This window comes from Pilosibacter rotomagensis, assembly GCF_045062245.2.
Classification (GTDB): domain Bacteria; phylum Bacillota; class Clostridia; order Lachnospirales; family Lachnospiraceae; genus Pilosibacter.
The window spans coordinates 614,699-634,773 of record NZ_CM170323.1 but is presented as its reverse complement, the minus strand read 5'-3'; the positions used below and the strand labels follow the sequence as shown (position 1 = coordinate 634,773).

Sequence of the window (20,075 nt, the reverse complement as noted above, 5' to 3'; positions counted from 1 at the left end):
TCCCTTCTAATTATTTGTCGTCATCCTCGGTATAATCGTCATCGACATAGTCGTCTTTGGCACCGTCGTTTGTATAGTCATCGTCTTCCACATTGACAAGCTCGTCGCCCTTGAATTCCTGCTTCTGGAATCCGTAGTCGGATAAGTCTTCCTTATCGTTGTAGCGGCGGTCTCCCTCGATGATGGAACGAAGATCGTAGTTTGTATCAGAGTAGTCGATGTTCTCAGACATATCGACTTCCTCACCATTGTCACGCAGCACTCTTACATCCAGTCCGAGAGACTGTAACTCTTTTAAGAGTACCTTGAAGGACTCCGGAATACCCGGCTCCGGAATGTTCTCGCCCTTGATGATCGCCTCGTAGGTCTTTACACGTCCAACAACGTCATCGGACTTCACTGTCAGGATCTCCTGAAGTGTGTAAGCCGCGCCGTAAGCCTCAAGAGCCCAAACCTCCATCTCACCGAAACGCTGTCCGCCGAACTGTGCTTTACCACCGAGCGGCTGCTGTGTAACGAGTGCGTATGGGCCTGTGGAACGTGCATGGATCTTATCGTCAACCAGGTGATGCAGTTTCAGGTAGTGCATGTGTCCGATCGTAGTCGGGCCATCGAAGTATTCGCCTGTACGTCCGTCGCGGAGCTGTACCTTACCGGTACGGCTGATCGGAACGCCCTTCCAGAGAGCACGGTGATCAAGGTGCTCACCGAGATATTCCATAACCTCCGGACGAAGGATCTCTTTATACTTCTCCTGGAATGCATCCCATTCCATGTTTACATAATCGTTTGCAAGCTCCAGTGTATCCTGGATATCATTCTCGTCTGCGCCATCGAATACCGGTGTGGAAACATTGAATCCAAGTGCCTTTGCTGCAAGGCTTAAGTGGATCTCAAGGACCTGTCCGATGTTCATTCGGGACGGCACGCCTAACGGGTTTAATACGATATCGAGCGGACGTCCGTTCGGAAGGAACGGCATATCCTCTACCGGAAGTACACGGGAGACAACACCCTTGTTACCATGACGGCCGGCCATCTTATCACCAACAGAAATCTTACGTTTCTGAGCGATGTAGATGCGGACTGTCTCATTTACGCCAGGAGCAAGCTCGTCGCCGTTCTCTCTTGTGAAGAGTTTTGCGTCGATGATGGTTCCGTATGCGCCATGCGGTACTTTTAAGGATGTGTCGCGGACTTCTCTTGCCTTCTCACCGAAGATCGCACGAAGAAGTCTCTCTTCAGCTGTCAGCTCAGTCTCTCCCTTAGGAGTTACCTTTCCAACTAAGATATCACCGGCACGGACCTCAGCGCCGATGCGGATGATTCCGCGCTCATCCAGGTCTTTCAATGCGTCATCGCCGACACCCGGAACATCTCTTGTGATCTCTTCCGGTCCTAACTTGGTATCACGGGATTCGCATTCATATTCTTCAATATGAACAGATGTGTAGACATCATTCATAACAAGTTTTTCACTTAACAGGACCGCATCCTCGTAGTTGTAACCTTCCCAGGTCATGAATCCGATCAGCGGGTTCTTACCAAGTGCGATCTCGCCATCCTTTGTGGACGGTCCGTCCGCGATAACCTCGCCTTTCTCTACATGGTCGCCCTTGTAAACGATCGGCTTCTGGTTGTAGCTGTTGGACTGGTTGCTTCGTGAGAATTTGATCAGGCGGTAAACGTCGCGGTTTCCGTCAGAATCTCTCTTGATGATGATCTCGTTGGAAGCGGAGCGTTCAACAACGCCGGCATTCTTAGCGACTACGCAGACACCGGAGTCAACGGCAGCCTTGCCTTCGATACCGGTACCAACAACCGGAGCTTCTGTGGAAAGCAGCGGTACAGCCTGACGCTGCATGTTGGATCCCATCAGGGCACGGTTCGCGTCATCGTTCTGTAAGAACGGGATCATGGAAGTAGCAACGGAGAATACCATTCTCGGGGATACGTCCATGAGGTCGATCTGTTTCTTCTGGAAGGAGGAAGTCTCCTCACGGAAACGACCGGATACGTTGTTGTGGATGAAGTGGCCTTCCTCATCGAGCGGCTCATTCGCCTGTGCTACGATGTAGTTATCCTCTTCGTCAGCTGTCATGTAGACAACATCGTCGGTAACACGCGGGTTAGCCGGATCGCTCTTGTCTACGACACGATACGGAGCCTCAACGAAGCCGTACTGGTTTACCTTCGCATAGCTTGCGAGGGAGTTGATAAGACCGATGTTCGGTCCCTCAGGAGTCTCGACCGGACACATACGACCGTAGTGGGTGTAGTGTACATCTCGAACCTCGAATCCTGCACGCTCTCTGGACAGACCGCCCGGTCCTAACGCGGAGAGACGTCTCTTATGCGTAAGCTCGGATAACGGGTTGTTCTGGTCCATGAACTGGGACAGCTGGGAGCTTCCGAAGAACTCCTTCACTGCTGCAGTGACCGGTTTGATATTGATCAGGGACTGCGGAGTGATTCCGTCGATGTCCTGTGTTGTCATTCTCTCACGTACAACGCGCTCCATTCTGGAGAGACCGATACGGTACTGGTTCTGAAGGAGCTCTCCGACTGCACGGATACGACGGTTTCCAAGGTGGTCGATATCATCCTTTACGCCGATGCCGTACTCAAGGTGCATGTTGTAGTTGATGGAAGCAAGGATATCTTCCTTTGTGATGCATTTCGGAACAAGCTCGTGGACGTTGCGGCGGAGTTCAGCTTTTAACTCTTCCTCGTCATCCCCTGCTTTTTCCAGAATGTCTTTTAATACCGGGTAATATACTAACTCTGTGATACCTACTTCTTCCGGATCGAAGGACACATATGCGGAAAGGTCAACCATAAGGTTGGAAAGGACTTTCTCCACGCGCTCTTCTGTCTGGATCCATACATACGGGATCGCAGCGTTCTGGATCGCGATCGCCTGATCTTTTGTGATCGCTTTTCCTGCTTCCGCAAGGATCTCGCCTGTTTCTGTATCAACGATATCCTCGGACGGAATCTGTCCGACGATACGGTTCTTCATATGAAGCTTCTTGTTGAATTTATATCTGCCGACCTTTGCGAGATCATATCTTCTCGGGTCGAAGAACATGCCGTTTAACAGGCTCTCAGCGCTGTCGACAGACAGCGGCTCGCCCGGACGGATCTTCTTATATAACTCAAGGAGACCATCCTGATAGTTGTCGGATGTATCCTTTGTGAAGCTTGCGAGAAGCTTCGGCTCCTCACCGAAGAGATCGATGATCTCAGCGTTTGTACCATATCCGAGCGCACGGATCAGGACAGTTACCGGGACCTTTCTGGTACGGTCTACACGTACATAGAACACGTCGTTGGAATCTGTCTCATACTCTAACCATGCTCCACGATTCGGGATTACGGTACAGGAATATAATTCTTTACCGATCTTATCGTGATCGATACCATAATAGATACCAGGGGAACGTACCAACTGGCTGACGATAACACGCTCTGCACCGTTAATAACGAAGGAGCCGGTATCTGTCATTAATGGCAGATCGCCCATGAAAATCTCGTGTTCATTGATCTCATCTTTATCTTTGTTGCAGAGTCTCACCTTGACTTTCAAAGGTGCGGCGTAAGTTGCATCACGCTCTTTGCACTCTTCGATCGTGTATTTGATGTCATCTTTGCAAAGCGTGAAGTCTACAAACTCCAGGCTAAGATGTCCAGCAAAGTCAGCGATCGGAGAGATATCGTCAAAGACCTCTTTCAGGCCCTCGTCGAGGAACCACTGATAAGAATCCTTCTGGATCTCGATCAGGTTCGGCATCTCAAGAACTTCTTTCTGTCTTGAGAAGCTCATTCTTACGCTCTTGCCGGACGGCACCGGACGCATTCTGCTTTTCTCCATTTGACGTTTCACCCCTGTTTTCTTTCTCTATAATCAATAACTAATTTTGGGCATACTGGTACCATATGCACATGATACCACAATAGTGCACATTTCATACTACCATGGGGTTGTCAATCTGTCAAGCACTTTTTTACAAAGTTTTCCTACTCTACGCTTGTGTAATACCCCGGCGCATACATCTGGATCGAGTAGAAATCATCCCCTGACGGGCTTTCTTTACTTGCAAAAATCTCCGGTCCATAAGCTGTGGTAAATCCGTTGACACTGTCATCTGTCTTACTAACGATCATATCCTCGGTATTGATCAGTTCCTGATATACCTCCTGTCCATTTAGATCCGTATCCAGATAGCCGAATTCCTGGAATGTGGCTTCCAGCACGTCCGCGATCTGGTAGAAGGCCTCCTCGTCGCTGCTGTAGGCACCGATTCCATGGAGATCGTCCGTTGCCGTGTCGGCGTAGATGGTAATGCTTCCCACATACTCCCCATCACGGCTCAGATAATAGGCCTGATCTGTGTTGTACCAGCTCATATCGTCCGAAGCATAGTTGTAGCTGTATGTGTCCTCCATCGACCACTCAGAAAATCCGTACTGCGGCAGGAGCCGGTCCAGGGCGGCCGTCACATCCGCAAGCTGGGCGTCATAGTGACCGTAGTTTGTACAGTTTGTTCCGATGGCCCGCACCTCCTCGTCGGAGAGCTCGCCCTCCCCAAGGACCTCCACGGCGTTGGAATCGGCAGAGGACCAGAGATCGCCGCTGGACGAGTCGAAGATGTTCTCGATCCCGTAGATCGATTCCCGGATCGCATGGGTGATAAGGAACAGCAGGTTTCCGCCGACGGAAAATACCAGCCAGATGATCACGACGATCAGAATGCCGGTAAACGGCTTCTTCCGTCCCCGCTCGGAGTTTACGCGGTCCATGATGTTCTTCGCGGACTGGCTGCTGTAAGTTCCACTCTGGCAGGTATCTGCCTGGCTGCGGTACTGTCCAAGCTGGCTCTTCATATTTTCGAACGCATTCCGCTGTCCCGTCATCCGGTTTCCCATATTCTGGAATGGATCCGCTGTCTTCTTCTCCCGAGCTGGCTTTTTCTTTCCGCCCTGTATTCTGGTTGATGTCCCATTCCCTTTAAATATGCCCGCGTACGAATCTGTACCGGACGTGCTGCTTCCAGGGTATTCGCTTCCGCCATCATGGTACAGGCAGTCTGACTCATGGCGAGGATGCCTCTCATTTAAATAGTAATCCACATCCTGCACATATGGATGCCACACGATCCTTTTGCATCCGCTGCAGTATAGACCCGATGTCATTTTCTGGTCGCAGTATGGACAATATCTCTGTTTCATCCGTTTTTCCTCCTGTCGGTATTCCTCTTTTCAGGTCATTTTAATTTTGTATTTTAAGCCCAACAGCTAAATTTCTACTCTCATTTTAACATAGGTTTCCAGTGTACACAATCGAGATTTCACATCGTCAGCCCAATGCCTGATTCTTGTTACAGTACACGGGCACTCCTTGCCCGCGCACTGTAACAGGATTTTGCCGATGCTTCGCATTCCGAATCGGCAAAATCCACTACCACCACTGTATTGTACGGAATTTTCAGTTCAGAAAATTCCTACCCATGAAAAGTAACTGATTCTTTTCCCAAAACGAAAAAAGACTCAGAGCAGCCACTTTGCATGGTCTCTGAGTCTTCTCACACTGATATACTGCTTTTACCGGTTCAGGATCTCCATAAATTCTTCCCCTGTGATTGTCTCCTTTTCGAGAAGATATCCGGCGAGTTCGTTTAATTTTGCTGCATGGTCTCTTAAGATTCCCATCGCCTTCTCGTACTGTGCCTTCACGGTAGCGATCACCTCGTCATCGATGGCTTTCGCTGTCTCCGGTGAGCATGCGAGGGAGGTGTCTCCACCAAGGTACTGGTTCGTCACGGTCTCAAGGGCAACCATACCGAACTGGTCGCTCATGCCGTAGCGGGTCACCATAGCGCGGGCAAGCTTTGTGGCCTGCTCGATATCGTTGGAGGCTCCGGTCGTGATGGAGTGGAACATAAATTCCTCCGCCGCACGGCCGCCGGTCAGGGTTGCGATCTTGTTGAGTGCCTCCTCCTTACTCATAAGAAGGCGCTCGCCGTCCTCCACCTGCATCGTATAACCAAGAGCACCCGATGTTCTCGGAATAATCGTGATCTTGTGTACCGGAGCGGAATTGCTCTGGCACGCAGCCACCAGGGCATGACCGATCTCGTGATAAGCGACGATCCGGCGTTCATTTTCAGATACGGACGCATTTTTCTTCTGGTAACCGGCGATAACAGTCTCAACGCTCTCCTCCAGGTCAGCCTGGGATACAACGCGGCGTCCCATGCGGACGGCACGGAGCGCGCCCTCATTGATAATGTTCGCAAGCTCGGCACCGCTGGCTCCGACAGTGGCTCTCGCGATGGCGTTAAAGTCAACGGACTCATCCATCTTGACATCTTTTCCATGTACCCGCAGGATCGCCTCACGGCCTTTAAGATCCGGAAGCTCCACCGGAATTCTTCTGTCGAAACGGCCCGGTCTTAAAAGAGCCTTATCGAGGGTCTCCGGACGGTTTGTGGCCGCCAGGATCACAACACCCTTTCGTCCGTCGAATCCGTCCATCTCTGTAAGAAGCTGGTTTAAGGTCTGCTCACGCTCATCGTTTCCACCCATGCCGCTTCCGTCACGCTTTTTACCGATAGTATCGATCTCATCGATAAAGACGATACACGGAGCTTTCTCATTTGCCTGCTTGAAGAGGTCCCGGACCTTCGCGGCACCCATGCCGACGAACATCTCAACGAACTCGGAACCGGAGATTGAGAAGAACGGAACGTGCGCCTCACCGGCAACGGCCTTTGCAAGTAATGTTTTACCTGTTCCTGGAGGGCCTACGAGAAGGGCGCCCTTCGGAAGTGTGGCACCGATATCGGAATATTTCTTCGGGTCATGAAGGAAATCAACGATCTCCTTTAAGGCGTCTTTCGCCTCCTCCTCACCTGCGACATCCGCAAATGTCACACCGGTCTCGCTCTCCGCGTAGATCTTTGCATTGGACTTTCCAAATGTCATCGCGTTTCCGCCCATGCGCTTCGCCATGCTGCGGCTTAAGATCTGCCCGAGCCCAATCATGATCACGAACGGAAGGATCCAGTTCACGAAAATATTCATGATCGCTGACTCTTTTCTCGGAATCACTTTATCGAATGTGACGCCCTTGCTGTACAGGCGATCTGTCAGATCCGGGTCATCCCAGAGTCCTGTCTTGTAGACCTGCTCTTTTCCATTGCTGTCTTTCGCGATAAACACGTACTCGCCGTTCGTGTCATCTTTCTCTACCTGTGTGACCTGGTTATTGTCTACCATAGCCAGAAATTCGTTGTAGCCGACTTCCTTTACCTGACTTTTCAGTGCGGACGGGAATACGAGTCCGTTTAACAGGACCGTCATGACCAGAATTATGATCATATAATAGAAAAATCCCTTAAATGAATTGAGATCATTCGGGTTCGGCTTTTTTCCGCCGTCTTTGGTACCCATACGTGTGCCTCCTTGATTTTCATTTTTCTGCAGAGCTTTTCATCGCATCCGAGCCTCTGCTGTTACTTTTTCTGTCTTTTACATGCTTTGTTTTCTGAAGATCTGCGTGAGATGACACCCTGTCATTTCGTGTGATATTTATCCTATATCAGGAAACATTGAAAGTCAATGGAATTTATGGAAGTTTCTGAAATGTTATATTTTTTTTAGAAATTACCATTTTTCTTTCTGGCTGACAGAGTTTGCAGGTTTCCAAACTTTTTTTATTGTTCTTCTTGACAAACAATCCTTTTCGTACTATGATACCCATAACCAAACAAGAAAAACCGTTGAGAAAGAGGAGTACATTTTCGATCATGTTTTCACAGAGAGCTGCAGGCGGTGGGATTGCAGTATTGCACTGGAAATGGAATGGACTTTCGAGGGCAGTCCTGAATTTTAGTATGGACTGACGGCTACCGCAGTCGTTAAGAAAGCGGCGTATATGTTGGTATACGAAAAAAGCGGACCGAAAGGTCAAATTGAGTGGCACCGCGGATATGAAATTCGTCTCAAGGATCAGATTTAAATCGATATCTGATCCTTGGGATTTTTTTATACCTAAAGGACCTGCCGACGGCAGCTCCCTACAGATGTATGGCAGCAAAAATACATGCTCTGTACAAGATATCCCACACCACGGCACCTTCGCTCCACACCTCCAACAACTACTGGACCGCATGACCGGATCGGAAAGACCCGGAATGCAGTTACGAATCATCTCAATTAAAAAGTAGAAGAGGAGAACAAAATTATGAAAAAATCGATCAAAGCAATCATCGCAGCAACATTCACCGCAGCACTTCTCGCAGGCTGCTCTTCAAACACAGCTTCCACAACGACTGCCGCTGAGACGACAGCTGCCGAGACAACAACTGCCGAAGCAACAACTGCAGGATCCGCAGACGCAGCGGATACCGCTCTCGCAGACGGTTCCTACACGATCGGCATCAACCAGTTCGCTGTTCACGGCTCTCTCGACAACTGCCGGGAAGGTTTCATCGAAGGTCTCGCCGAGAACGGATTCGTGGAAGGCAAAAATCTTACCGTATTAGAAGAAAACGCACAGGCTGACCCAGGGTTAGCAGCACAGATCAGTACAAACTTCGCCGGACAGAAGGTGGATCTCATCTGCGCGATCGCAACACCGAGCGCCCAGAGCGCATACAGCGTCGGCAGAAAGAATGATATTCCGGTCATCTATACAGCAGTTACCGATCCGGTCGCAGCTGAACTTGCAAACGCAGACGGAACACCGGTCGGTGAAGTGACAGGAACAAGTGATAAGCTTCCGGTTGAACAGCAGCTCGAAATGATCCGCGCGATCCTTCCGGATGCGAAGAAGATCGGTATCATGTATACAACAAGCGAAGTAAACTCCGCTTCCACACTCGCAGAGTATAAGGAAAAAGCTGCTGATTACGGTTTCGAGATCGTTGAGTCCGGCGTTTCCTCCACAGCAGACATCCCGCTGGCAGCTGACAGCCTCTTAGAACAGGTTGACTGCTTAAACAACTTAACGGACAACACCGTCGTTGCTTCTCTTCCGCTGATCCTTTCCAAAGCAAACGCAAAGAACATCCCGGTATTCGGAAGTGAGATCGAACAGGTCAAGATCGGCTGCCTCGCTGCAATGGGTCTCGATTATGTTGATCTTGGAAAGCAGACAGGACGCATGGCTGCCGAAGTCTTAAAGGGCGAGAAAAAAGCAAGCGAACTGAACTTTGAAGTCATCGAGGAAGCAGCTTTCTACGGAAACTCCAAAGTCGCTGAGGATCTCGGGATCACATTCCCGGAGGACCTCTCCAAGAATGCAAAAGAATTATTCACTGAGATCACCCAGTAATAATTCAAACAGACACAATGTCAGGAAGTCCGGCAAAGCATTTCATCCGCTTTGCCGGACTTTGCACCAGAATGTAACTGTAAAAGTAACTGTTCAGCAGAGCTGAACACCCACTGTAATAACCGCGATAAAATATAGGTTATTGATTTTCGGAGGATAACATGGCAATCTTATTAGGAATCTTTGAGGAAGGGCTGATCTACGCGATCATGGCCCTGGGCGTATACATCACCTACAAGATCCTGGACTTTCCGGATCTTTCGGTCGATGGAACATTCCCCCTGGGCGCAGCGCTGACCGCAGGGCTGATCGTGAAAGGCATTTCCCCGGTGTGGGCATTACCGCTCTCTTTCTTCGCAGGCGTGCTCGCCGGATGCGTGACCGGCTTTATTCATGTAAAATGCAAGGTCCGCGATCTGTTTTCCGGTATCATTGTCATGACCGCTCTCTACTCCGTAAATCTTCGGATCGCCGGAATGAAAGCCAATCTCCCGTTCCTGTCCCAGGATACGATCTTCGACAATGAATGGACGAGAAACAGCCTGCCGGCATCCGTGAGACCGTACATCGTTGTGATCATCCTTGCAGTGATCACCCTGATCTGCAAATTCGTCCTCGACTGGTACTTAAACACGAGATCCGGATATCTGCTCCGGGCAGCCGGAGACAATGACGCTCTCGTAACCTCTCTCGCGGAGGACAAAGGCCGCGTGAAGATCATCGGTCTTGCGATCGCGAACGGCTTCGCAGCTCTCGCCGGAGGAGTTCTTGCTCAGAAGCAGGCCTTCTTCGATATCTCCATCGGAACCGGAACCATGGTCTTCGGTCTCGCAAGCGTCATCCTCGGAACCCAGCTGTTCCATCGCTTTGGAAAATTAAAAGCGACCACCGCGGTCATCGCAGGCGCGATCCTCTACAAGGCATGCGTCGCTTTCGTCATTTCCATGCGCATCGTAAAAGCAACTGACCTGAAACTGATCACTGCAGCGATCCTTCTTCTGATCCTGATCATCAGTGATTCCATGAAGAGAAAGGGGGCACATCATGCTTGAATTAAAGAACATCAATAAATATTACAATGCAGGCACCGTGAACGAAATGTGCCTCTTTAAGGATTTCAACCTGAGCATCGCCGACGGCGAGTTCGTCTCCGTAATCGGCAGCAATGGATCCGGAAAGACTTCCATGTTAAACCTGATCTGCGGCAGCATTCCGGTCGACTCCGGAACGATCACGATGGGCGGAGTCGATATCACAAAGATGCCGGAGTACAAGCGCCAGCGCCGCATCGGCCGCGTCTACCAGCACCCGGCAATGGGGACCTGCCCGAACATGACGATTCTGGAGAATATGGCACTCGCCGATAATAAAGGAAAACCGTTTAACCTGCTGCCTGGGACAAACAAGTCCCGCATCGATTTCTACCGCGACCAGTTAAAGATCTTAGGACTCGGTCTTGAGGATAAGATGGGCGTGAAGGTCGGCGTTCTCTCCGGCGGCCAGCGCCAGGCGATGGCACTTTTGATGTCCACGATGACCCCGATCGAATTTCTGATCCTCGATGAGCACACTGCAGCCCTCGACCCGAAGACCGCCGATATCATCATGGAACTCACAGGAAAGATCGTTGCGGAGAAACACCTGACAACGATCATGGTCACCCACAATCTCCGCTTTGCTGTCGAGTACGGCGACCGTCTCCTGATGATGCACCAGGGACATGCGGTCATGGACAAAAAGGGCGATGAAAAGGCGAACACGAAGGTAGATGATATCCTCGACATGTTCAACGCGATCAGTATCGAGTGCGGAAACTGATCGGGAAATATCAAAAATCCATTCCAAATCGGCTTCACCGATGGGATTTTTGCCTTCAAGCCTGTGTTTTATTACGGTCAGCGCAGCAAGTGCGCAGACCTACTGACCAGTTACAAAGTATCAGTAAAATCCAGTTACAATACACACACTGAAAATCCCCACACACGGTAACGAAAAAGAGCGATGAACTCCGGGATCCGACATCAGATTCCAGAACTCATCGCTCTTTTTATTCTGTAACTGTTCCTGTGCTTTCCTCAGCTTCTCGAGAATCCCAGCGTCTTCTCCAGTTCTTTCTTAAATGCCAGCACATCCACGGCAAGTTCCGCGATCCGGGCATCCGTCATCCGGCTCACCGGTGCGGAGATGCTCAGGGCGTAGACCGGTTCTTTATGGTAATCCGGAATGCTGACCGCGATGCAGCGGACGCCTTCCTCATTCTCCTCATCATCCATCGCATATCCGACCTTCCGCACTGTCCCGATCCGTTCCATGAGATCCTGAAACTTTGTTACAGTGTACGGTGTCAGGGACACGATCTCTGAGCTGTTCCAGATCTCTCTGATCTCCGGATCCGGCAGCTCCGCGAGCAGCGCCTTGCCGACGCCGGAGCAGTACAGGGGGATCCGGCTTCCGACTCTCGATACCATCCGGATCGAGCTGACGTTGGATTCCACTTTATCGATATACACGGCCTCCGTTCCCTCTCTGCGGACGAGATGGACCGTCTCTCCGGTCTGCTCCGACAGTTTCTTCAGTGACGGATGAACCAGAGAAGCCATGTTCGTCTGTTCCAGGATCTTGCCTCCGATCTCCAGGAACTTCAGAGACAGCGCGTATTTCAGGGATTCCTCGTCCTGCCGGATATAGCCCATATACTGGAGGGAAGTCACGAGCCGGTGCGTCGTGCTCTTATGGAATCCGAGCTGCGCGCTCAGATCCATGATCCCCATCGGACCATTCTCCGCCAGACACTCGATCACCTGGAACAGGCGCTCTGCGACCTGGATCGGATTTTTTCCTGTTTCTTCCATTCTTTCTGTTCTCCTATCTACCCCGACAGTTCAGTTTTCTGTCAGGTATTTACACGCTTCCTCGTAACTGTTCAGTAGTTACCACAACGGTATCATACGGAATTTTCAGTTCAGAAAATTCCTATCCGTGAAAAGTAACGTTCAGTACCCTCACAGTTACGATTTTTCTTAATAAGACTCTGTGTCCGGAACCCGGTCTGAAAAATGACCAACGGATTCCGAGCACCGGCCCGTCATTTATATGAATCGTGTTTTCTTTGTCATTTCCACGAACTCTCTGTTCGTTCTTGTTCGTGCGAACATGTCCAGGATCTTCTCCACGGACTCCTCCGCTTTCATGGAGTTTGTCGCCTTGCGGACGATATCCACAGCTTCCGCCTCCTCGCTTGTGAGCAGGAGATCGTCGCGGCGTGTACCGGACTTTAAGATATCGATTGCCGGGAAGATCCGCTTCTCGGAGAGCTTGCGGTCGAGTACAAGCTCCATATTGCCGGTACCTTTAAATTCCTCGTAGATAACGTCATCCATACGGCTTCCGGTATCGACAAGTGCGGTTGCAAGGATCGTCAGGCTTCCGCCCTCTCTCATATTTCTCGCTGCTCCGAAGAAACGCTTCGGCATGTGGAGTGCCGCCGGATCAAGACCACCCGAAAGAGTACGTCCGCTCGGCGGAACAACCAGGTTATAGGCTCTTGCAAGTCTTGTGATACTGTCTAAGAGGATCATGACATCACGCCCATGCTCTACCAGACGTCTCGCGCGCTCGATGACCATCTCAGAGACACGTTTGTGGCGCTCCGGGAGCTCGTCAAACGTAGAGTAGATGACTTCCACGTTCGGTCCTACAACGGATTCCTTAATGTCTGTAACCTCCTCCGGGCGCTCATCGATCAGAAGAATGATCATATGCATATCCGGATAGTTGGTCGTAACTGCTTTTGCAACCTGTTTTAATAAGGTTGTCTTACCTGCTTTCGGCGGGGATACGATCAGACCTCGCTGGCCTTTACCGATCGGAGCAAGGAGGTCCATGACTCTCATCGCTGTCGTATTTTTTCCACCTCTGACTTCCAGATTCAGTCTCTGGTTCGGGAAGATCGGGGTCAGATCCTCAAAGTTCGGGCGGTGCTCCACAACACTCGTCGGATAGCCGTTGATCGTCTTTACATAGAGAAGTGCCGCAAATTTCTCTGTCGCGGATTTCACTCTCCGGCTTCCGCGGATGATATCGCCGGTCTTCATGTTAAAGCGGCGGATCTGGGAAGGTGCCACATAGACATCGTTATCTCCCGGAAGAAAGTTCTCACAGCGGATAAATCCGAAGCCATCCGGCATGACCTCTAAAATTCCGTTTGCCTCGATCCCGCTGTCGAGATCCTGAAGATCTGCCTTCGGTTCCGCGGTATAACTCTGAGCACCCTGGTTTCTTGTCTGGTAACCAGTCTGATAGGTTCTTGAGCTCTCCTGAATTTCCTGGGCATCCGGCATGCCGCCCTGAGTCTGGCGGTCCTGATAGTTTCCCTGAGTCTGGGAATCCTGCGCAGATGACTGCCCCTGGTAAGCATTCTGACGGTCCTGGTAGCTGCTCTGGCGGTCCTGGTAACTGATCTGGCGATCCTGATGACCACTCTGACGGTCCTGATAGCTGCTCTGACGATCCTGGTAATTACTCTGGCGATCTCTGTAATTGTTCTGACGGCTCTGGTAGCTGCCCTGCCGGTCATTTCTCATCTGGCGCTCCCCACGCTCCTGACGGTCATTTCTCTCATATCGTTCCGCACGCTCGGTTTTCTCCGGACGCCCCGTGCGGTCCTGGAAGACCGCCGGTCTCTCCGATGCCATTTTCTCCTGTCCCGCACCTCCGGAAACATTTCCAGCAGCCGGCGCTTTCTCTTTCTGCGCTGCCGCCTGCATCGGTGCTGCCGTATTCTCTCTATTTTCATTATTTTCTGCCGGTACTTTTGCGCCGCCGGCACTTTCCGCCGCCTCACAAAGGCGATCGATCAATTCTGCTTTTCTCAAGCCGCTGATATTCCTGATTCCCTGGCTCTTTGCCAGCTCTTTTAACTGGGTCAGCGGTAATGTTGCTAATTTTTCACGCATAATAATACTCCTTCATCCTTATTCCGGTTTTATCATCTCGTTGGGAATCAAAAAAAGATCATAACAGCCTCCCCGTCTCCGGATCCGCTGCCTTGGAACCATTAGATTTGAAACTTTTCTCCGATCGGATCACCGCATTTCAGCGATATCGGAGGACTTTTTCGAAACTGCCCGGGAGCAAAGAAGCAAGTATCGTTTCCAATACTTTCCTCCCAGGCTGTTCTGATGAGTATATCTCATTATAACGCACACATAAAAAAATGGAAAGAGGAAATTTCACAATTTCCTCTTTCCCTGATCCTGCTTATTCCATCTCTCCGGCTTCCCTCTGTTACAGTACACGGGTCCTCCAGTGCCCGCGCACTGTAACAGGATTTTGCCGATGCTTCGCATTCCAAATCGGCAAAATCCGCGACCACAACGGTATCATACGGAATTTTCAGTTCAGAAAATTCCTACCCGTGAAAAGTAGCTTCCCGCTTTATAAACTCCATATGCTCCCTGATCTTCTTTTCATACCCATTCTCCGACGGTTCATAGAATCTCATTCCTTCCATCCCGTCCGGCAGATACTGCTGGGTGACATAATGATTCGGATAGTCATGTGCATATTTATAGCCGAGTCCATGTCCCAGCTTCTCCGCGCCTTTGTAGTGCTTATCCTGAAGATGCGCCGGAACCGGCATCGTCCGCATATTCGCTACAGCCTTCATTGCATTCTGGATCCCCACATAGGCCGCATTGCTCTTCGGAGCCGTCGCGACATAGGCGGCCGCCTGGGAGAGAATGATCTGGCTCTCCGGCATTCCGATCCGCTCCACCGCCTGCGCCGCGCTCACCGCGACCACAAGCGCATTCGGATCCGCATTTCCGACATCCTCGGAAGCGCAGATCATGATCCTGCGGGCAATAAACTTCACATCCTCACCTGCATACAGCATTCTGGCCAGGTAATAGACCGCCGCATCCGGGTCCGATCCACGCATGCTCTTGATGAATGCAGAGATCGTATCGTAGTGGTTATCCCCGTCATGATCGTAGCGAACCACCCGTTTCTGGATACATTCCGCCGCGACATCGATCGTGATATGGATCTTTCCGTCCTCCGACTTGTCCGTCGTGAGAATTCCGAGCTCGACCGCATTTAACGCCGCTCTCGCGTCCCCGTTTGCCACATCCGCAAGGAAATCCGCCGCCTCATCCGTGATATCGGCTCCATAAGTTCCCATCCCTTTTTCCGTATCATAGACAGCCCGGATTACCAGTTCCCGGATATCCTGCTTTTCCAGCGGTTTTAACTCGAAGATCCTGGATCTGGAAAGAAGCGCGTTGTTCACCTCAAAATATGGATTCTCCGTCGTCGCTCCGATCAGCGTGATCGTCCCGTCCTCCACGAACGGCAGGAGATAATCCTGCTGCGACTTATTAAAGCGATGGATCTCATCCACGAAAAGGATCGTCTTCTGTCCGTACATGCCGATCGCATCCTTCGCATTTTTCACGATCTCTTCCATATCTTTTTTTCCGGCAACAGTGGCGTTGATCTGCTCAAAGCGCGCACTTGTCGTATGCGCGATCACCTTTGCGAGCGTCGTCTTTCCTGTTCCGGGCGGTCCGTAAAAGATCACCGATCCCAGCTTGTCCGCCTTGATCGCACGGTAAAGGAGTTTATCCTTTCCGATAATATGTTTCTGACCGACCACCTCGTCCAGAGTCGTCGGGCGCATTCTGGACGCGAGGGGCGATTCCTTCTCCATCGTATTTTGTCTCATATAATCAAATAAATCCATGAAAACTGCCTTTCCCGAATGTTTTAATCGACCATCAGTTCGTCTACTGTAACAAAAGTATACCCTTTCGCCGTAAGGTTGTCAATGATCCGGAGCGCAGCTTCCACGGATGTCCGGAACTCATCATGCATCAGGATGATGTCCCCGTCCTCCGTATCTTTTAAGACTTTTGCGGTCACTTTTTCCGTGTTCTTCAGACGCCAGTCGATGGAATCGACATCCCAGAATACCGGGATCATGTCCACCGCCTCCTCCAGCTTCGCATTCCAGCTTCCGTATGGCGGGCGGACGTACTCCGGCATGACTCCGGTCACTGCCCGGATCTTCTCCCCGGTTTCACAGATTTCTTTTTTGGCATCCGAAAGCGGTTCTTTCGTGAGATCCTTATGTGTCATACAATGGACACCGATCAGATGGCCATCCTCCGCCATCTGCTTTACGAGATCTTCCTTTCCGTCAATGCACTCGCCGACAAGAAAAAAGGATGCACGGATCCCGCGTTCCCTGAGACCGTCCAGGAGCGGCTTTGTGTATCTGGAATTCGGACCATCATCGAATGTGAGCGCCACGTATTTTCTCATATCGGTCTCCTTCTCCCGTACCATGTCCGATTTTCCCGCTGCAACTTCTCTCTCTTTTCTGCCGTTTCTTTTTTCCTGCTCCCCTGACTCCCTCTCTTCTTTATTTCTTTCATGATACACGTCTCCCTTAAAATCCTTTTCCCCATCTTCTCCTTTCCACATCCGCAAGGTCACGCCGCACAGGATCAGATCCACAACTACGATCACCAGAAACAGAACGATTTTCTGTCTGAATTTCATTGATACCTCCTGCCTACCTGTTTTCCCATCTCATTTTATAAATATATGCGCGTGATCGTTTTCCTTTCCTCTCCCAAAGAGAAATACACATGACACTCCCAAACAGACAGAACCCCTGAAACAGCGATATTGGGGATCGTCTGCCTCAGGGGTTCTGCGCTCAATATGTATCATCTTTTCCCTTATGGGGATCACGGCCGGAAATGCGGATTTTTTCGCTGTGGCGAGGCAGCGGGCCCTTCGGCCTTCCATTTCTCCTGCGGGCATCCATTCCGCAGAAAAACCGGTCTTTATCACATCCACCACGATGTGAATCTATCAAAGTGGGGGAATCTGCAAATTCAACCAGACAACTTTACAGCTTCCAAAAGCCGGACGTCGTTGTCCAAGTGGGTGGGCTCGGGATCCCTGTGAGTGGATCCCGGGTCCGGAAAAGGATGGGTACAATAACTAAAAATTAGTTTGTTTATCTTTCTTTTTGTTTTTGTGTTTTTATTATAGGCCATACTTCATAGAATGTCAATCATTATTTCAAACTTTTTGTGTGAAAAAATGTTATATAATTGACAAACAGTTTGTTATATGGTATTCTGAGATCAGTTAAGAGTTTCAGAGGTTTGTTCGCCTCTGCTTTGTTAATATTTTCACGTAATATTCCGGCAGTGTATTTCGGGGGGAATGCCTGATCCGGTATCTGTCTCCATGGAGGTACACATTTATGGAAATTTCCCAGTATCTTGATTTCGACTTTCTGATCCGTTTTCTCGAAGGGCTCCAGAAATTTCTCGGTGAAAACAGCGAGATCCTGATCCACGACTACCGGAAAGGTTACGATCACACGATCGTCTATGCCCTGAATGCCACGCTCAGCGGACGCGATGTCGGCGGTTCTCCGAAGGGTGGAATGATCACACAGTTCGGAAAAGATATCGAACCGATGAAGGAAAGTCTCCAGACCTTCTCAAACGGTCAGAAAGATCAGTTTTACAAATCCTTCACGACCCTGATCCCGGATGAGAACGGCAAGATCATCGGAGCTGTCTGCGTAAATCTCGATGTCTCCGACTTTTTAAATGCCCAGCGTGCGCTCCATGCGTTCGTCCAGTATCCGATGACCCACCATGCACCGATGAGCGACAAAGACGCGCTTGCGACCAAGAATGTGGACGATATCCTTCAGTATTATATGAATCAGGCAGAACTCCTCGTCGGAAAGCCGATGGGACTCATGAACAAAGAAGAAAAAATCCGCGCCCTGGATTATCTCGACCAGAAAGGTGTCTTCAAGATCTCCAAGACGAGCGTACTCCTCTGTGAGACGCTGAAGGTTTCAAAATACACGCTTTATAATTATCTTGAGGAGGCGAGAAGCAGCCGAAATACTGCTGATGATTCACAGTAATTATTTCAGATTCTATCTGCATTTTAAGATAGCAGGGTCAAAAGTCGGAAATCCGATGCAAGCTTGCCTGCAAGAGCTTATTTTCCGTAATCTCGCCCATGGCCTTTGCGATGTCGCGGAAGCGGTTCGCATTGCCGATCAGGTTGAACTCTTCCACATGCGGGAGAAGGATCGCGTTGCAGACACCGTGCGGGAGATTGTACATACCGCCGAGCTGATGTGCCATCGCATGGACATATCCGAGGGATGCGTTATTGAATGCGATACCTGCGAGATACTGTCCGTAAGCCATCTTGTCGCGGGCCTTCATGTAAACTCCGTTTGCAACTGCCTTCGGGAGATACTGGGTGATCATCGTGATCGACATCAGTGCTGCCGCATCGGTCAGCGGGTTTGCATTTGTGGAGACATACGCCTCGATCGCATGGGTCAGGGCGTCCATTCCGGTTGCTGCTGTCAGGGCCGGCGGCATTCCCACCATAAGGTTCGAGTCGTTGATCGCGATCTGCGGAGTCACGCGCCAGTCAACGATCGCCATCTTTACATGCCGGCTTGTATCGGTGATGATACAGAAACGGGTGATCTCAGAAGCAGTTCCGGCTGTTGTGTTGACTGCGATCATCGGGCATAACGGATTGCTGGAGCGGTCGACACCTTCGTAGTCTCTGATGTTTCCTCCGTTTGAGGCAACCAGGGCGATCGCCTTCGCACAGTCGTGGGAGGAACCGCCGCCGAGGGAGATGATGGAATCACATCCGTTCTCCCGGAAGACATATCACAGTCACATCTTTCTCTTGCTTCTGTCTTACTCTCCCATACAATAAAACGTAAACTCTCCCTCTGCCAGCACCTTCCCGGTTTCCGACTCCATCACCTGGGATTTTGTGAAGCAGACGGTTTTTCCTCGCTTCGTGATCTTTGCGACTCCGCGGAGCTTCTTCGCGCTGCTGCCGCGGAGGAACCGGAACGAACTGTCCAGTGTCACGTATTTTCTTCCGTCATTCCTCGTCACAAGTCCTGCTGCGATCTCCGCCATCACAAACATCAGTCCGCCGTGGACTGTCTGCATGGCATTTAAGGAATCCTCCGTAACCTCCGCACACACTTCGGCTGCGTCCTCGGACAAAGCGACTGCGCGGATGTTGTTGTGGATCATGAATGGATTGGTGCGGTTTACGCGCTCCATCTGTTCTACGAATGTTTCTTTTGGCTGTTTTTCTGTATCCATCTTATTCCTCCTGCTGCTCTCTTCGTATTTTTGTGCTGAATGACATGATCTCATCTATTTCGTACAGTTCGCCGCATCGATCGCGATCGCCAGCATGAGCGCCATGACCTCATCCTTCGGATCCACGATGTCGATCACATAGGTATCGCCCCATTGAAACGGCTTTTTTGAAATATGGACCGCCACACAGCACGCCTCATAGACATCATATTCCCACGCCAGAAAGTCTCCCTCACACCGCCATCCGTTGTAATCCAGCTCATAGCGCGGCTTGAAAAAGGAAAATTCTTTCTGAACACTTCCGGCCTCTTTTCCTCCGATTTCGATATCAAAACACGGCAAAACCGCAAACAGCCGCTGTTTCACCATGCCAACTTCCTTTCCACTCTTATCATACACGTGGATCTGATGCCCCAGCGCAAAAAATTCCGCTTTTACGAAATACTTTGGGTTCTCATGTTCATCATAGACGTCATAGGTATCGGTCCATGAGAAGACTCTTTGTTTGATCAGTAACTGCATAGTGGCCTCCTTTCCGA

The 20,075-nt window shown here is 50.4% G+C and carries 13 protein-coding genes, 1 pseudogene and 1 other annotated feature; of the genes and pseudogenes, 4 read left to right on the top strand and 10 right to left on the bottom strand.

Annotation, left to right across the window (positions count from 1 at the left end; translation table 11 throughout):
- Window positions 1–10: 10 nt before the first annotated feature.
- The 3 genes from rpoB to ftsH form a co-directional block, all read right to left on the bottom strand.
- Window positions 11–3,874, bottom strand: a complete 3,864-nt coding sequence (rpoB, locus tag ACI3EW_RS02770; RefSeq protein WP_118321711.1) for a DNA-directed RNA polymerase subunit beta — start codon at window positions 3,872–3,874, stop codon at window positions 11–13.
- Window positions 3,875–4,020: 146 nt separating this feature from the next.
- On the bottom strand, window positions 4,021–5,232 hold the full coding sequence (locus tag ACI3EW_RS02765; protein ID WP_405581795.1) for a hypothetical protein: 1,212 nt from the start codon (window positions 5,230–5,232) through the stop codon (window positions 4,021–4,023).
- A 372-nt stretch (window positions 5,233–5,604) separates the two neighbouring features.
- Window positions 5,605–7,455, bottom strand: coding sequence for an ATP-dependent zinc metalloprotease FtsH (ftsH, locus tag ACI3EW_RS02760; RefSeq protein ID WP_118530061.1), 1,851 nt, complete (start codon window positions 7,453–7,455; stop codon window positions 5,605–5,607).
- Window positions 7,456–7,775: 320 nt separating this feature from the next.
- Window positions 7,776–8,012 (top strand) — a binding site (T-box leader).
- Between the two features lie 236 nt (window positions 8,013–8,248).
- On the opposite strand from ftsH, the gene ACI3EW_RS02755 reads away from it, so the two are divergent.
- The 3 genes from ACI3EW_RS02755 (at window position 8,249) to ACI3EW_RS02745 (ending at window position 11,158) form a co-directional block, all read left to right on the top strand.
- Window positions 8,249–9,340: an ABC transporter substrate-binding protein gene (locus ACI3EW_RS02755; protein ID WP_118321708.1), complete on the top strand. Its 1,092-nt coding sequence runs from the start codon at window positions 8,249–8,251 to the stop codon at window positions 9,338–9,340.
- Window positions 9,341–9,501: 161 nt separating this feature from the next.
- Complete coding sequence (locus tag ACI3EW_RS02750) at window positions 9,502–10,392, top strand: ABC transporter permease (protein ID WP_485663263.1); 891 nt, start codon at window positions 9,502–9,504, stop codon at window positions 10,390–10,392.
- The gene (locus ACI3EW_RS02745) at window positions 10,385–11,158 is read left to right on the top strand and encodes an ABC transporter ATP-binding protein (RefSeq protein ID WP_485663262.1); all 774 of its coding nucleotides are present in this window, start codon (window positions 10,385–10,387) and stop codon (window positions 11,156–11,158) included. The genes ACI3EW_RS02750 and ACI3EW_RS02745 overlap by 8 nt, the downstream gene beginning before the upstream one ends.
- A gap of 257 nt (window positions 11,159–11,415) precedes the next feature.
- Here the strand turns inward: ACI3EW_RS02745 and ACI3EW_RS02740 are convergent, their stop codons facing one another.
- From ACI3EW_RS02740 to ACI3EW_RS02725, 4 genes are all read right to left on the bottom strand, one after another.
- Complete coding sequence (locus ACI3EW_RS02740) at window positions 11,416–12,192, bottom strand: IclR family transcriptional regulator (protein ID WP_118297464.1); 777 nt, start codon at window positions 12,190–12,192, stop codon at window positions 11,416–11,418.
- Between the two features lie 237 nt (window positions 12,193–12,429).
- A complete protein-coding gene (gene rho, locus ACI3EW_RS02735; protein WP_215702104.1) occupies window positions 12,430–14,295 on the bottom strand; it encodes a transcription termination factor Rho in 1,866 nt (621 codons plus the stop codon).
- A gap of 455 nt (window positions 14,296–14,750) precedes the next feature.
- Window positions 14,751–16,085: a replication-associated recombination protein A gene (locus ACI3EW_RS02730; protein WP_215702105.1), complete on the bottom strand. Its 1,335-nt coding sequence runs from the start codon at window positions 16,083–16,085 to the stop codon at window positions 14,751–14,753.
- 23 nt (window positions 16,086–16,108) lie between these two features.
- Window positions 16,109–16,906, bottom strand: coding sequence for a polysaccharide deacetylase family protein (locus tag ACI3EW_RS02725; RefSeq protein WP_405582323.1), 798 nt, complete (start codon window positions 16,904–16,906; stop codon window positions 16,109–16,111).
- Between the two features lie 718 nt (window positions 16,907–17,624).
- Here ACI3EW_RS02725 and ACI3EW_RS02720 point away from each other — a divergent pair.
- Window positions 17,625–18,308 (top strand): helix-turn-helix transcriptional regulator, encoded by a 684-nt coding sequence (locus tag ACI3EW_RS02720; RefSeq protein ID WP_405582320.1) that lies wholly within the window; start codon window positions 17,625–17,627, stop codon window positions 18,306–18,308.
- A 61-nt stretch (window positions 18,309–18,369) separates the two neighbouring features.
- Here the strand turns inward: ACI3EW_RS02720 and ACI3EW_RS02715 are convergent.
- The 3 genes and pseudogenes from ACI3EW_RS02715 to ACI3EW_RS02705 all read right to left on the bottom strand — a co-directional run.
- Window positions 18,370–19,080, bottom strand: a pseudogene (locus tag ACI3EW_RS02715) (iron-containing alcohol dehydrogenase); the annotation flags it as partial.
- Window positions 19,081–19,113: 33 nt separating this feature from the next.
- A complete protein-coding gene (locus ACI3EW_RS02710) occupies window positions 19,114–19,536 on the bottom strand; it encodes a PaaI family thioesterase (RefSeq protein ID WP_118530076.1) in 423 nt (140 codons plus the stop codon).
- Between the two features lie 54 nt (window positions 19,537–19,590).
- Window positions 19,591–20,058 carry an LURP-one-related/scramblase family protein gene (locus ACI3EW_RS02705; RefSeq protein ID WP_118530374.1) on the bottom strand — a complete coding sequence of 156 codons (468 nt, stop codon included), beginning with the start codon at window positions 20,056–20,058 and terminating at the stop codon, window positions 19,591–19,593.
- Between the last annotated feature and the right edge of the window lie 17 nt (window positions 20,059–20,075).

Excerpts from the sequence above, each read along its gene's own strand:
- ACI3EW_RS02730 (WP_215702105.1), bottom strand. The coding sequence starts at position 16,085 with ATGGATTTATTTGATTATATGAGACAAAATACGATGGAGAAGGAATCG.
- ftsH (WP_118530061.1), bottom strand. The coding sequence starts at position 7,455 with ATGGGTACCAAAGACGGCGGAAAAAAGCCGAACCCGAATGATCTCAAT.
- ACI3EW_RS02745 (WP_485663262.1), top strand. The coding sequence starts at position 10,385 with ATGCTTGAATTAAAGAACATCAATAAATATTACAATGCAGGCACCGTG.
- ACI3EW_RS02720 (WP_405582320.1), top strand. The coding sequence starts at position 17,625 with ATGGAAATTTCCCAGTATCTTGATTTCGACTTTCTGATCCGTTTTCTC.
- ACI3EW_RS02740 (WP_118297464.1), bottom strand. The coding sequence starts at position 12,192 with ATGGAAGAAACAGGAAAAAATCCGATCCAGGTCGCAGAGCGCCTGTTC.
- rpoB (WP_118321711.1), bottom strand. The coding sequence starts at position 3,874 with ATGGAGAAAAGCAGAATGCGTCCGGTGCCGTCCGGCAAGAGCGTAAGA.
- ACI3EW_RS02755 (WP_118321708.1), top strand. The coding sequence starts at position 8,249 with ATGAAAAAATCGATCAAAGCAATCATCGCAGCAACATTCACCGCAGCA.
- ACI3EW_RS02725 (WP_405582323.1), bottom strand. The coding sequence starts at position 16,906 with ATGAAATTCAGACAGAAAATCGTTCTGTTTCTGGTGATCGTAGTTGTG.
- rho (WP_215702104.1), bottom strand. The coding sequence starts at position 14,295 with ATGCGTGAAAAATTAGCAACATTACCGCTGACCCAGTTAAAAGAGCTG.
- ACI3EW_RS02750 (WP_485663263.1), top strand. The coding sequence starts at position 9,502 with ATGGCAATCTTATTAGGAATCTTTGAGGAAGGGCTGATCTACGCGATC.
- ACI3EW_RS02710 (WP_118530076.1), bottom strand. The coding sequence starts at position 19,536 with ATGGATACAGAAAAACAGCCAAAAGAAACATTCGTAGAACAGATGGAG.
- ACI3EW_RS02705 (WP_118530374.1), bottom strand. The coding sequence starts at position 20,058 with ATGCAGTTACTGATCAAACAAAGAGTCTTCTCATGGACCGATACCTAT.
- ACI3EW_RS02765 (WP_405581795.1), bottom strand. The coding sequence starts at position 5,232 with ATGAAACAGAGATATTGTCCATACTGCGACCAGAAAATGACATCGGGT.